The sequence below is a fragment of the Enterococcus mundtii genome, assembly GCF_002947535.1.
Lineage (GTDB): Bacteria > Bacillota > Bacilli > Lactobacillales > Enterococcaceae > Enterococcus_B > Enterococcus_B mundtii_B.
In genome coordinates, this window is sequence record NZ_PUAP01000017.1 from 1 (window position 1) to 13861 (window position 13861).

The 13861-nt window shown below is 35.0% G+C and carries 16 protein-coding genes; 1 reads left to right on the forward strand and 15 read right to left on the reverse strand.

Annotated features, from left to right (window positions below; translation table 11 throughout):
- From CUS89_RS04735 to gloA2, 10 genes are all read right to left on the reverse strand, one after another.
- On the reverse strand, nt 1-1079 hold a 1079-nt coding region (locus CUS89_RS04735; RefSeq protein ID WP_146103406.1), incomplete at its 3' end, for a choice-of-anchor A family protein.
- A 425-nt stretch (nt 1080-1504) separates the two neighbouring features.
- A complete protein-coding gene (locus CUS89_RS04740) occupies nt 1505-2170 on the reverse strand; it encodes an ABC transporter ATP-binding protein (protein WP_104871245.1) in 666 nt (221 codons plus the stop codon).
- On the reverse strand, nt 2163-3425 hold the full coding sequence (locus CUS89_RS04745) for a hypothetical protein (RefSeq protein ID WP_104871246.1): 1263 nt from the start codon (nt 3423-3425) through the stop codon (nt 2163-2165). Before CUS89_RS04745 ends, CUS89_RS04740 begins: the two co-directional genes overlap by 8 nt.
- Nucleotides 3412-4332, reverse strand: coding sequence for an ABC transporter permease (locus CUS89_RS04750; RefSeq protein ID WP_181055310.1), 921 nt, complete (start codon nt 4330-4332; stop codon nt 3412-3414). The genes CUS89_RS04745 and CUS89_RS04750 overlap by 14 nt, the downstream gene beginning before the upstream one ends.
- 283 nt (nt 4333-4615) lie before the next feature.
- Nucleotides 4616-4864, reverse strand: coding sequence for a hypothetical protein (locus CUS89_RS04755; protein WP_104871248.1), 249 nt, complete (start codon nt 4862-4864; stop codon nt 4616-4618).
- Between the two features lie 43 nt (nt 4865-4907).
- Nucleotides 4908-5033, reverse strand: a complete 126-nt coding sequence (locus CUS89_RS16325) for a hypothetical protein (RefSeq protein WP_258082383.1) — start codon at nt 5031-5033, stop codon at nt 4908-4910.
- A 248-nt stretch (nt 5034-5281) separates the two neighbouring features.
- Nucleotides 5282-5848, reverse strand: a complete 567-nt coding sequence (locus CUS89_RS04760) for a GNAT family N-acetyltransferase (RefSeq protein WP_104871249.1) — start codon at nt 5846-5848, stop codon at nt 5282-5284.
- A 53-nt stretch (nt 5849-5901) separates the two neighbouring features.
- On the reverse strand, nt 5902-6081 hold the full coding sequence (locus tag CUS89_RS04765) for a hypothetical protein (protein WP_019723704.1): 180 nt from the start codon (nt 6079-6081) through the stop codon (nt 5902-5904).
- Between the two features lie 80 nt (nt 6082-6161).
- The gene (locus tag CUS89_RS04770; protein ID WP_104871250.1) at nt 6162-6671 is read right to left on the reverse strand and encodes a hypothetical protein; all 510 of its coding nucleotides are present in this window, start codon (nt 6669-6671) and stop codon (nt 6162-6164) included.
- 91 nt (nt 6672-6762) lie between these two features.
- Nucleotides 6763-7143: an SMU1112c/YaeR family gloxylase I-like metalloprotein gene (gene gloA2, locus CUS89_RS04775; protein WP_104871251.1), complete on the reverse strand. Its 381-nt coding sequence runs from the start codon at nt 7141-7143 to the stop codon at nt 6763-6765.
- Nucleotides 7144-7422: 279 nt separating this feature from the next.
- Between gloA2 and pnuC the strand changes: the two genes are divergently transcribed.
- Nucleotides 7423-8169, forward strand: coding sequence for a nicotinamide riboside transporter PnuC (pnuC, locus tag CUS89_RS04780; protein WP_104871252.1), 747 nt, complete (start codon nt 7423-7425; stop codon nt 8167-8169).
- 148 nt (nt 8170-8317) lie between these two features.
- On the opposite strand, the gene CUS89_RS04785 is transcribed toward pnuC, so the two are convergent.
- The 5 genes from CUS89_RS04785 to CUS89_RS04805 form a co-directional block, all read right to left on the reverse strand.
- A complete protein-coding gene (locus tag CUS89_RS04785; protein WP_104871253.1) occupies nt 8318-9583 on the reverse strand; it encodes a hypothetical protein in 1266 nt (421 codons plus the stop codon).
- A 250-nt stretch (nt 9584-9833) separates the two neighbouring features.
- Nucleotides 9834-10478, reverse strand: coding sequence for a pyroglutamyl-peptidase I (gene pcp, locus CUS89_RS04790; RefSeq protein ID WP_104871254.1), 645 nt, complete (start codon nt 10476-10478; stop codon nt 9834-9836).
- Between the two features lie 245 nt (nt 10479-10723).
- The gene (locus CUS89_RS04795; protein ID WP_181055314.1) at nt 10724-11668 is read right to left on the reverse strand and encodes a DUF979 domain-containing protein; all 945 of its coding nucleotides are present in this window, start codon (nt 11666-11668) and stop codon (nt 10724-10726) included.
- 10 nt (nt 11669-11678) lie between these two features.
- Entirely contained in the window at nt 11679-12365 is a 687-nt protein-coding gene (locus tag CUS89_RS04800) for a DUF969 domain-containing protein (RefSeq protein WP_023520114.1), read from the reverse strand.
- A 433-nt stretch (nt 12366-12798) separates the two neighbouring features.
- Complete coding sequence (locus CUS89_RS04805; protein WP_104871256.1) at nt 12799-13590, reverse strand: TraX family protein; 792 nt, start codon at nt 13588-13590, stop codon at nt 12799-12801.
- Nucleotides 13591-13861 lie beyond the last annotated feature (271 nt).

Here is a 13861-nt window from a genome sequence, read left to right on the forward strand (position 1 = left end):
CTCGTGCTTGGTTCTGTACTACTCTCGCTTGTACTTGACTCTGTACTGCTACTTGTTGTATCCGTCGTGTCATCATGCGTATTTGGTACAGTAAAAATTTCATTTGGGTCCCAACGATTTGTTGTGGCATTCAAGATCACATTTTTTCCTATGATCGTTCCATCTTGACTTTGGTTGACTGTAATATCCGCACAAGGTGCAATAATCGTTCCTTGGAAAGGCGCATTGATTTCTAGTTTTTCTGTTAAATTACCGAAATTCCAAGAAATATTGGCATCAGAAAAATCTTCTGTTTGATGATTGGAACGATTGTTATACTGAATTTGGGACTGTACAGAAAAACTAGTTGGTGCATCTACAACATTCATTATAAGTACTTTTCCCTCAGGATTGTTGATCCGTAAGGGGGTGTTCTTTGCCAGAACAGAAGCAGCAACATTGATGACATAGGGCTGATCCCCAACCAGATTTGTACAGTCAATCACACGATTATTCATATCGGGGAAATCATCTGGTGTATAAGTTTTTAATGGATCTAAAGACATCAACATATTTGATGTCAGCATTAAATTTTCAAACTCTTTGTTGAAATCAATGTATTGAGCATCTTCTCGATCTTGATAGAACTCATCTACTGATAAGTGATCTAACCTTGTTCCGTTGACAACTATTTTATCATTTTCCGTCGTGATCACATTGTTTGATCCCACAATAAATTTATTCGATCGTTTATCAAAAGCCGCAGTTTCTGCGGAGCTAATGATCGTCTCAACGGATTGTGCATAATTGATCTCTTTATTTAAATCACCTGTACTGATTGATGTGCCGAAATTATTCGTGGCGGATAACACACCCGTTGCTACATTTCCCTCTGTATGCGCATTGATCGTGGTCTTCTCTTTTGCGAATACATGGAACTGAGAAGCAATCCCCAATATACCATAATCACCTGTTAAATCATCATAAACACTTCCTGGATCTTGCGGAAGAAATGTTTCGGCAATTACTTGGATCGGGAAAAATAAATGGAGTAACAAAACAGAAATTAGGGAAAGATTCACAAACTTACTCTTAAACATTATTTCATCTCTTTTCATCAATATATGAAATTTAATAACATAAAAACATTTGCTATTATAGTCCAAAAAAATAATAAAATAAATAGTTTTCTGAAATTTTTCTAGAAACAAACAAATTATTAAGTTTTCTTTATTGTATATTTTCAATTCATTATCAATTTTCATCTATTATTTATTTTACATGAAGGGCTTGATTTCAATATTTTTAATTAAAATTATACTGTCATGTATACTCTTTTGTAGGGAAATAGTGTAAAGAATTTATATTTATTCCACATTTAAAAAAATGAAAAAAAGAGTCCAATTTTGACATGATCGTCAAAACCAAACTCGTTTTTTATTTACTATTGAACTAGGAGACTCTGATGTTTTAAATTTCAAATATACTAATTTTTGGCATTTTTTGCGAATATCCCAATAGATTTTCAAGAGATATAAAGTTTTTTGTCTTGTAACATATATACTTCATCGCAAATATTCGCTACGGAAACATCGTGTGTTACCATAATAAAACTAGTTCTAGTTAATTCAATTTTTTGAAAAATATTCAAAACCATAGCTTGGGTTTCCGCATCTAAAGAACCTGTAGGCTCATCTGCTAAGATAAGCTTAGGTTCAGTAATAAGCGCTCGAGCAATGCCAACTCTTTGCTTTTCTCCTCCAGATAGATAAATCGGATTCTCTAATAATAAATCATCAACAGCTAGGCTTTTAGAAATATCACGGACTTTTTGATCGATGATTTTCTTTTCGATTCCTAAATATTTTAAGGGTAAAGCAATATTATCAAATACATTTTTACTCTCAATCATAGGATTATTCTGAAAAATAAAGCCAATATTATTTAAGCGATTGGCACTCATTTCGTTAGCGCTCATTTCTCTCAGGTTCTTATCTTCAAAGAATATATTACCTGTATCCGGTTTGATGAGTCCAGCAATCAATTTTAGTAACGTCGTTTTACCACTGCCACTTTTACCCATGATCGCTATTTTTTGTCCCTCGTTTATATTCAAATTCAGATGTTGAAATAATTCTTTCTTATTCCGACCATCTCTTATTTTAAGGGAAATATCCTGTATACTAATCATTTGTAATTCTCCATTTCCTAAGAATGATAGTTGATAAAAAAAAGAATAGAAAAATTAAGACTAAAGACAAGTAAAGTAAACGAATAAAGAGAACAAATGTAATTCCCCCTAAATAGTTGGTTAAAGTCAAACTCACACATAGAACAAAGGATAAAAGCAATGTTTTTTCTACCATGATATAATTACGAATTTCTTTTTTTGTCGCCCCAAACAGCAAATGTAATTGATATATTTTTTTATCACGATACATTTCTAAACAACAAAAAACTATTGTCATCAATACTAAAATAATCATTGAAAAAGAGACAACTAATTTTAGCAATTCATTGTTTTTAGTAATCATAAATAATAGTGCTGATAAATGAAATCCTGATTCACCTATTAAATCGACTGTTCCCAATTCATATGTCGAAGAAATTTCATTTACTAACTTGTAAACTTTTTCTTGTGAAAAAGATTCTGGAACTTGAAAGTAGCCATTGACCCCATTTAGAAAATGTTTTTGAAAAAAAGAAAATTCTTCTTCACTGATTTTTTGAGGAGCATTTTCTATAAATGGCAAAATAATATAATGATCTAGTACATAGTCTTCGTATTCGTTAAAAGTGACCCTTTCACCTTTTTCAACAAAACCAATGACTTCTGCATCAAACTGTTTGAAAAGATAAGATAGCTGTATTTTATCTCCTATGGTGTAATAGTCTGAGTAACTATTCCCTAAGATAACTGGAATTTTATCTCTATTATATTGATAATCACTATGAGAAAAGGATTGTCCACTTGCTATTCTAAGATCGAAGCGTTCCAATGCATGATCGTTCATTTGTAGTGATTTAAAAGGAATCTCTTCTTTACTCCAGTTACTAACAGAACCTGCAATCTGCTCATAATGTTCGATAAACTCAGTTGGTAAATCCTTTTCTTGTAAATAGTTGATGCTTTGACTATTTACTACCTGGTATTTCCCTTTTTGGCTATCTGATAATTCTTTGTACATGGCATTGAGGTAACTGACACTTTGAAGATTCCTCAAAAAAACTTCCTCTTTTTCCCCAATGAGCGTGTCTACAAGTTTATATGTTTTTGTATTACCAACTGACACCCTATGTTCTTCATTACTATTCTCTTGCAACATGACATCTGAAACCGAAAGTGTCAAAAATGAAAACAACAAGAACAGTGTATAAAAGATTAGTAAATATTTTTTCCTTTTTATAGATTCGAAAATCTCTACTGTTAGATTACTTATTTTCATCAATGTTCCTCCAATTTCTAAAAAAAAGAGAACTAAACAGAGCAACAGAACACCCAAGGATAAAACTTTGACTGGTAATATAACTAACAGTAAAATCAGTCACCGATTCAAAAATGGAATGTTTGAAGGGGAGATATACTACACCGAGAACAAGAATACTCTCAAATAACCAAAAAAAGAATAAGTGTTTCACTTCTTCTAGAAGAACCGTATTTCTCGATATTCCTATCGTTTTTTTTAAATACCTTGTCGATTGAGTTAAGGCTAGATAGAACAAGATACACATGCCAATAGCTAACAAACATAGTGCTTGAAATGAATACCTTAACAATTGGTTATTGTTTTCTAAATTTTGTGCATTATATGCTTTTGTATCATCGGAATAAGTAATAGCTGTTATATCATTAATCAACTCACTTTTTAATTTTTCCATCGTTGCCTTGTTTGAATTTACTTGGTAGACACCATTGGTTTGATTTTCTTCTAATGAGTTTATGTTTATCAAAGCCATTTTTGATAAATTTTTTGCATAACGGCTATCTAATATACCAATTATTTTGTAGTTTTTTTCTTCAATACGTATAGTATCTGTATGTGTTTTCGCTAATTCTTCACCAATAATTGCTCTATTTTCCCCATCATAAAAATCGTCACGTGCAAAGTTTCTTCCTTCAACAAGCGGAAGATACCAATCATAATTTGTGTATATAGCTTTAAAATAAAAGTTACTTTCGAGATTTTTCACAACCAAAATATTCTTTTGATCTCCTAATAATTCTCCCCAATTTTCAGAATCTATATTATGATTTGCGATAAGGCGTACTGTGTCTTTGGAAGAAAAATTGTTCGATACAAAATCTAGATTACTTTGATTATAAATATAAAAAAGAGAGAAAGCATTTGTCAAAGTAGCAATCAAAAATATTAGATTTATCATAAAAAAAAGTATTTTTTTTCAATAATTTTCCTCTTCTCACAATTTAAGCATTTATTAAATGCTTAACAATAAGTCGTGGGATCTGTAATCCCATAAAGTTAAAGAAATGTTTTTCAGAATAACTCCTTTGCAAATAAGCGACAAAATCCGAAAAATATGGGGAATTATCTTCGGATTTTGTCGCTTATATCTTGGAAGGATACACTTCTGTCCTTCTTCAATTAAAGAATATTCAGAAATATTTTAGTAAGTATTAGCTACCCCAATAAGTATAAGTAACTAAATCTCTTACACCCGTCGCTTCTGCATACGAATACGAACTGCCATACTTTCTTCCTGAATCTACTCTAACATCTTTGATTATAGCCGTTTTCATTTGAACACGTGAGTAATGATAAACATTACGCCAATAGGTTTCAGCCCAGCCAGTTTTTTGGCGAGTGGTAATATTTTTATTACCAGCATTATGATAAAAATCTTTAGAGGCTCTTGACATGCTCATAACGTTTGCATCACCTAGTGCGTTACCAAATTCACCTTCTCCTTCAATTCCAACCACCAGAAAATTCAGAAACTGATTCAGTCGCTGTTACAACTTCTGTTTGATAAGAAAATATACCTAAAGATATAACATCTAATAAAAATAACGTTTTAAATACACTTTTTATCATATAAAACCCTTCTAGTAAAAACATATTTATTACAAGAATTAAATTAACACATAAACGAAATAATTGATTAGATCAATCACTAAATGTTGTTTTGAGATCATAATCGTTCACCCTATCTATTGAAAATAGTCTTTCAAATCAAAGAGTAGCTAGTCTAAAAAAGAACGCTATCCAATAAAAAAAGCTGTTTACGGATTCCGTATCAGCTTTTCTTTTCTAAATATTCATTTATCTCAAAACAAAATTCACTAGACGATTTTCTTTTGCATATGATCATAAAGATGTCCACTGATCGTTCGTTGCCCTACTACTTTGAATCCATGGCGTTCATACAGTTTTCGAGCTTTCGGGTTTCCTTTATCTACACTTAAGCCGATCACTTGGCGTTTATATTTCTTTACGATTTCTGGTAACGCTTCGAGCAAGGACGAACCGATGCCTTGACCTCTGAACTCTTCTGCAACACAAATCGACTCTAGGTACCATTCGTTAGGAAACGTTTCTTTGTCCGTAAACATTTGAACAGGTTCATGGATACCGTGCTTTTGTAAATATTTTTCAAACGGCTGATCGATGATTGGCTCTTCTTCGTCTGTATAACCGTAAACGATCCCTGCTACTTTGCCTTCTCGCTCATCAACGATCCCTCTTGTATAACTGTAGCGATAGTCTGGGTCTGTAATGGCTTCTTCCAAGATCTCCAATGTTTTTTCTTCACCGTACTTTAAAAGAAACGGTAGTTCCATATCTTTCAATATAACTAAAATAAGCGGAGCGATAGCTACCGCATCTTCTTTTTTTGCATTACGAATCATTTCTGACACTCCTTTTTTTCATTTTAACACAATGAAATCTCAGAGCAAAACAGCTAATTCAAATAATCTTCAATTTTTTGTGTCACGAAATAACCATTCGAAACGATTGTTTTTGCTTCAAAACGACAATAAGGGCAAACGATCGGCATCTCTTTTTTTACGTGTTCGACGATATGGTTAACTTCTTCATAGGTGAATTTTTTTCCACAGTTTGGACAAATCATTTTTTGCATGATTCCCTCAATCCCTTCTTTATTTTACACTTTTAGATTACTCTTAACTAGAAAAAAAGAGAAGTGAAACCACTTCTCTTTCAAGCACTGATCAATACGTCTTCTAAATGATTGGTTCCATCTACGGCTACACAATAATACAACTGACCACTTTTTGTCGTGATTTCCCAACTTTTTGCTTTTCCGTGATGTTTCCCGAATTTATGGACTGCTTCTTTCATTGCTGTCTGTGGATGTTTCACTTGATGGATTGCTTTCAAGTGAAACAATTGCCCTAGTTCTTGTCGGCTTTCCTCAACAACCATCGTCTTTCCTGAGATTGGGTTCACCGTGATCACTCGATTGGGCGTATGAAAAATATATTCATACATCTTTTTATTACTTTGTTCTTCATTTACTTGGTTGAACTGGATACGGCTGACTTTCTCTTCATGGTACTCATCTCGCAAAATAGCTACTGCCTTTTGCAATGAGATTTGATATTCTTGGTCACTGATGTCATCAAAAGAAAAGTTTGCATCCAATAGTCCTAACGAAGCCGCTAAGCTAACAATGATAGCAATCGATGCTGCAATGATTATTTTTTTCATTCCACTCTCTCCTCGTTTTTTTCTAGAATAACAAGAAATAGAAAAGAAAAAAATCGAATGAACGGAAGAAAAAGTGACAAAGTTGTTACTTTTATTCGTGTAATTCTAACGGCAACCCGTCTGGATCAAAAAAGAAAGTCATTTTTTCACCTGTAAAGGTATCAATACGGATCGGTTCAGTTTCAATACCCAATTCTTGTAATTCCGCGACTGTTTCTTCGATTTGTTCCACTTTGAACGCTAAGTGCCTCAAACCACAAGCTTCTGGATAACTCGGTCTTTTAGGTGCATCTTTGATACCGAAAATCTCAAGCTCCATATCCCCTAGTTTTAAATCTAACTTATAATCGTCACGGTCTTCACGATAATTTTCACGGATAACTTCAAAACCTAATAAATCAACATAAAAAGCACGTGACTTTTGATAATCTGACACAATGATCGCAACATGATGAACCGTTGTTAAATTCATTCTCACACTTCCAATCTTTTTGTTTCCTTTATCTTATCAATAGTTTTAGACATAGCAAAGATTTTTCTCCCGCTACACAAAAAAACAGGGACCACATCAAGTGGCCGCCTGCTTTTCGTCGTTTGGAAAGTAAATGTTTTTCAGAAAACAATCAAATCGAATAATAACACATATTTTTTTAAAATGAAAGACTAGAAATATTTTTTTAAAGGAATACAATAATTTGTGTCTCTAAAAATAATCGAACACTATATATTGTGTTTAAAGGAGTTTTTATTTATGCGTAATTATTTCAGATTTTTGTTCCATCAATTAAAAGGCTGGCCTCAACAAAATTATTATCTATTCTATTTTAGTTTAGGCTGCCAAGTCATGACTCTTGTGAATCAGCCGATCACTTGGTTGTCGATCATTACCTTTATCGGGACAAATCTGGGGGTGTTGTGCATTTTATCAATCAATGCCGCCAAATCAGTCAACGGTATTCTAGGAATTCTCTCTGCGATTTGTTTTATCATCGTCGGTTTTTCTGCCAAAAACTACTTGAGTATCGGCGAGCAAATTGCCTATATGGTCACATTGGATATCCCAGTTTTATTAAGTAAAGAATGGAATCATAATATGGCTTCTAAAATTCGAGAATTTAGTGGAAAAAGTTGGTTGATTGCATTGACCGGGACTGTTTTCGTTTACTTGGTCTCAGGTTACTTGATTGGTACGTACACAGATGATCCTCGTCCTTGGATCGATGCCATTGCTTTTTCAATCAGTCTTTCTGCTGGTATCATTAGCTTCCTTCGCTACAACAATCAATATTATTGGTGGCTTGCTTCTGGTCTTGCACAAATGGTCTTATGGTATGTTTCCTATACCCATGGATCTGCTAGTTTAGCTATGTTTATCAATAGCTCTGTTTACTTGATCAATGACTTATTAGCCTTTACTGTCTCCCCTTGGTACAACAAAAAAGAAAGAGCGCGAATGCAACGAATGGAGACAGAATATTTTTCGCACCATGTTTCTTGATGGAAAACAATAAATAAACTTGTACTAGAAATTGGTTTATTTTTCAAACCTCTTACTAAAGCGAGAAAGTCACCCAAAATAGGATGGGACTTTTCTCGCTTATTTCTAGGTATCGTCATACCAAGATTCTCTCAGCGGTTCGAGTCAACTAAATCAAATCCTTGAGCAACATTCTAATGTCTTCATCCATCGTTTGTATCACTGATTCCAATTCTTGGAACTTTTTTAATGCAAGCTGTTGTTCTGAAGTAAATACATAGTCTGCTTGTTCATATTCTTGGATCAAAGAGGCGACTGATTGTTTTTTGATTTTCTTTGCAAGTTCTTGCCATTCAGTTTCTGTCACAGTTTTTGTTGTAGCTTGCTGTTTTTCTTCGCGTTCTTTGCGTAAAATCTTTTTAAAACCATTTCTCATCACACGAGGAATACTATCGAAAAAACCGGTCGTAAATCCATATCGTTGATAGTGTTGCCAGACTAAGTGATAAATTTGCGGTTGGATAAAACGCTGTTCTTTTGCTAGTTGGTCGACGTCTACAGCTTCTTTCTTCGATCCTTCTCGTAGATTAGCGATAAACTCTTCAAAAAAAGCGACAGATGGTTGGCTTGTCTCTGCCAATGAAACAGACGACCAATCTTTTTGGAGAAATAGTTGATAGTTAGTTAAGAACGCTTCAACATCTTTAGTCAACTCTTCTGAAAAATCCTCAAATAATGATTTTTTCTCAAGGATTTTTTTCGGCTTTTCTTTTGCCTGATAGCTAACTTGTTGGATGTACTTTTCCATTGCTTGATAGTCTGCCAGATAAATCGGTAACTGGGCATGACGAAATTCGGCGATTCGTGTAGTTCGCTTTTTATCTGGTAAAATCGGTTGTTTCAGCCGGCGATTATGATACAACATTAGACAATATTCTTGCCAGAGTCGTTCAGGAAAGGCAATATTTTGTTGTTTCAGCCAAAGGATCTCATCCAGCGCTAGATCCACTTTAGTCATTCCCTGATTGATCGACGCGGCAACTGTTGGACTAACGTGCAAGTGTTCTGCAAAATGATTGATTCCTAGTTTTAATTCCTTACCCGTTTTAGGTGAACGAACGATATATTGGACTTTCAGTTCACGGCCACATTCACAATAAAGTTTTTGTTGTCTGCGTGATGTGCGATAAAATGGATTGATCTTAAAGTCAGAAAAAATCCAATCCGTTGCTGCTAAATAGTTTTCTTCCAAAAAACGCGAGTGGATCAAATAACGACGATGTTGATCAATGACGATTCGTTGTTGTTTCGTCAATCGCTCATAGATTTCCCATCGTTGGCTACTTGTATATTGTTTGGAGATTTTTATTGGGTAGTGTTGCTTGATTTCTTTTGGGAACCATTCGTCAAAAATTGCTTGCCAACTTTCATTCATACCTTTCACCTGCCTTTCTAAATAAAGAGAGTAAAAATAAATACGTTCAAAGAGCAACAAAAAAGCCGAAAATAATGTGAGCTATTTTCGGCTTTTCGCTTTTTTCATACGTGAAGCTGCGGCTGTGACAGCAGTGTCTTGATCTTACTGTTGGAGGTTAGCTTCTGGAACACCATTTATCTGTTTGTATGGGCACAAGATGCCTAACGTCCTAGACCTCATCTACCATTTGCTTCGATTCGGCTAACTATCAGTGAGTTGTTCCTGCGTTACCTGAAATATCTTCTTTGTTGTTGACTGCCGCTTCTACCGCATAAGTCAATGAAGCCGCAATATCATCAAGTGACATTGCCGGTGTCCCTACAGGGCGGTCGATGACTTGATCTGGTGAGAATGGCACATGGATAAAGCCTCCACGAATCGTTGGGAACTCTGTTTCGATCAAGTGTAACAATCGATACATGATGTCGTTGCAAACAAACGTACCAGCTGTATAAGAAATATATGCTGGTAAACCATGTTCGTGGACATTTTTTGTCATTGCTTTGATTGGTAATGAAGTAAAGTAAGCAGCTGGGCCGTCTGCTTCTAACGGCGTATCAAATGGTTGGTTACCTTCATTATCTGCAATACGCGCTTCAGCTAGATTGATTGCTACGCGTTCAAAAGAAATTGCTGAACGTCCACCCGCTTGCCCCACACAAATCACGATCTCTGGCTGATGTTCTTGGATCGCTTTTTTTACGACTTGACCACTTTTACCAAAAACAGTGGGAACTTCTAATTTGATGATTTCTGCACCGGCAATTTCAGACGGCATTTTTTTGACTGCTTCATAGGCAGGATTTACTTTATCTCCACCAAATGGATCAAAACCAGTTACGAGTACTTTCATTTTTCATTCCTCCATTATTCTATAAAATGATCGTTCATTTCATCATTCAAAGATTTATTTAAACAACAAAAATTGATTGTTCATCACTATTATATTTAACACGTTAAGTCATTCAAAATAGAGTGACTCAGTGTCTGTCTATTTTAACAAAAAACAGTCAATAATGAAACGCTTAGCTGTTCAGAAAAAGAATCAATCTTCCCCATATCTTATGGAAATCGTTGATTCTTTTTCGATCAATAAACTTATTTAAATAAAATCATATACACGATTTGGAAAACCAGCATGAATATAGCAACGAATAGTTGATTCTTGATCACGCCGTATTTATCTTTCATTTCTAACATCGCCACTGGTACCACGTTGAAGTTAGCAGCCATCGGTGTCAACAACGTTCCACAGAAACCGCATGTCAACGCGACCATACCGATCAATGCTGGGTTAGCCCCTTGACTAAAGACAAAAGGAGCACCGATTCCGACTGTCATGACGGTGATTGCCGCAAAAGCATTCCCCATGATCACTGTAAATAGAACCATTCCTAGCGCATAGATGATGATACCAATATTGACATTTCCTTCTGGAACGATCGTACCGACTGCACTAGAAATCACGGTACCAACGCCTGCACTCGTGAAGACCGCACCCAATGAAGCTAAGAGCATCGGTAACATACTTAAAGGACCGACTGTACCTAACATGTCTGAAGCATCATCCAAGAAAGTCGTTGGTCGATTATCTCTTGAAAAGAACATCAAGATCAACATCGCTACAAATACCCCAACACCTACACCGACTAAAGCACCTAAATCAGTGAATAGTGCGAATAAAATGGCAAAGATCCCAATACTCAATGCCGGTATAAAGATTTTCATCCCTAACTTATCTGACATCTTTTCCATGTATTCTTTTGATGGCAAACGACTTGCACCTTTACTCACTCTTTTGGTGATTGCTGGGATCGTCATCGCGAAAATCAAGATTCCATTGTAAGTTGGAGATATCCAACGTCCAGCAGCAATCACGACTCCTAAAACTGTCCAGAAAAAGGCAGAACCAAATCGATGCGGGTTACTTTTATCAAAGGCATTACGAAGACCCGTATAGATCAAGACTAGTCCCATCAGGATATATAAGATTTCTAATAATTTTTCACTTAGTAATACTTCAGAATTTGTAAAAAAGGTCAAAAAATCCATCTTATTTCTCCTTTCCTGAATAGTATTTCTTCGCTAATTTCTTTTCTTTTAAATAGAAATAGACACTCGCCACGACTAGAGCTGTGATTGCGACTGGTATTTGCACTAATGCCAATTGACCAAGCGTTACCTCGTAGCCCAAGTCTTTTAATGTGGATTGTACTAATAGAGCACCTGCCCCACCGATAAATAGTACTTGACCAAAGAACCAACAAATATTTTCCATCGCTGAAGACATTCCTTTTAATTCCTCTTCATGTTCCGGATTGACGGTTAATCCTTTTGATTCAACGGTACCTAACGCCATTGGCATGATGATTGGACGTACAAAGCCGGCCACCCCACCAAAGCTGACATTGAAAGCTGCAAAGATCATTCGGAAAACACCATAAATATCGATGATCATTCCAGCTGACACTTTCTTGAAACGTTTGATCAACGTTGCAGCAGACTCCTTCAGACCATTGCGTTCTAACGTACCAGTTGCTAACATAATGATAATAAAAATTGCCATTCCTCGGTTATTCACAAAACTTGTACCTAATGTTTCTAGCATACCTTCAAGACCTAATCCACCAGTAAATGCGGTCACGACTAACGCAACCATGACGATCAAGATCGAATCTAACTTGAAAGCAAAACCAAGAATAACAATCAGTACGCCTAAAAGGCTAAGATAATTTTCCATCCGTTTTCCTCCTAAAAATTACATGATATTTTTTCATTATAAAATAAAATTGATTGAAAATATAGAGAATTCTTACAAAAAAAATTATATATTTTAAAAATTCTGTCAATTCCATAACAACAAATGACTTGAAGTCTTATTTATACTGCCAATTTTCTTGAACTACATAACATTTCTTTACATCTAACTAAGGAATCAAAACTGTAATGTTTGAAACAACTCATAAAAATAAATGAGACGTTTCTGGGACATTAGTCCTCTCTCCCCTAAAACCGAATAAACGACAGGAACAGAAGTAACCTCTTCGAAAAAACAAGGCACCATCCACAAGAATTTGAAGAACAATTTTTGTGGATGGCGCCTTATTTCTTGAGGCTGAACATTTCTGTTCCGACCTCGTCTCATTTGTTTAAACAAGCTAGTCATTTGTTTCTTAATGAACAAAAGAAAAAACCAAGTAGATGATCCATAGATGTAGCGGATAAAACAAGTAGAAAAAGTACTTGTCGAATGCGCGTCCTGTCCCACCTAGTCTTCCGTTATAAAGAATGATAAACGGGATCACTGTGACCATCATAAATTCGTTATCAAACGTTAAAAATTGATACAATGATTGATATTCAGGCATTTGTGTGTAGGAAAAAATTGCTAGACAAAATAAAAGCAGCGAATAAACAAAAATACCTAGAACCAATTTCCCTCGTTCTTTTTTCTCGCGGAAGAAATACATTAGTAACAACATTGGAACTAAATACATGCCACCTTCTGAAAAAGCCACTGTAATCATGATCAATAAAAATGCTACTACTAAGAGCATCACTTTTCTCCAAAGCGTTTTTCCTTTTATCGTAGAAAGAAGCCACATCAAGCAAAACAGCAAAAATAATGTCAAAAAAATATTATGTGGACCTAAAAATAAAAAATAGTTCGGCTGATGATTATATTCACTGATGTAACTTCCTGTTAATAACTGATAGACGATATTTCCGATAGCAACGACGAAAGCCGCCAGTCCTAATCGTTTCGCATACTGATATTTACTATGGGTATATTTGAAACCTTCAACTAATAAAAATACAAATAATGGCGCAACAAAACGTCCCAACCATGAGACCCAACTTGGTAATCCTAATTGCATCCCAAAATAACTATTGATATGATCAACAACCATAAAAACAATCGCTATCCATTTCAATTGATAGCTCGTCAACCCTTTTACTCTCATATATTCCCTCCATTTTTATGCCTCAAGAATCAAGTATAGCCAATCACCGCCTACCTCGACCATCTTTCTCTCACCATTTTCTCTTACAAAATTGTTTGTTTGAACAATCATCCAAATCGTAACTACCTCAATGTGTGAGATGTGACAACATAATCATTCTGATTCACTGAAATTGAGTATACGATCGTGTAAAATCATTTTGAGAAAGTCACGTTTTTTTCAATCGAAGGAACAGATAACAGATAGCAAAAAACACCTGAGCAATGACCAG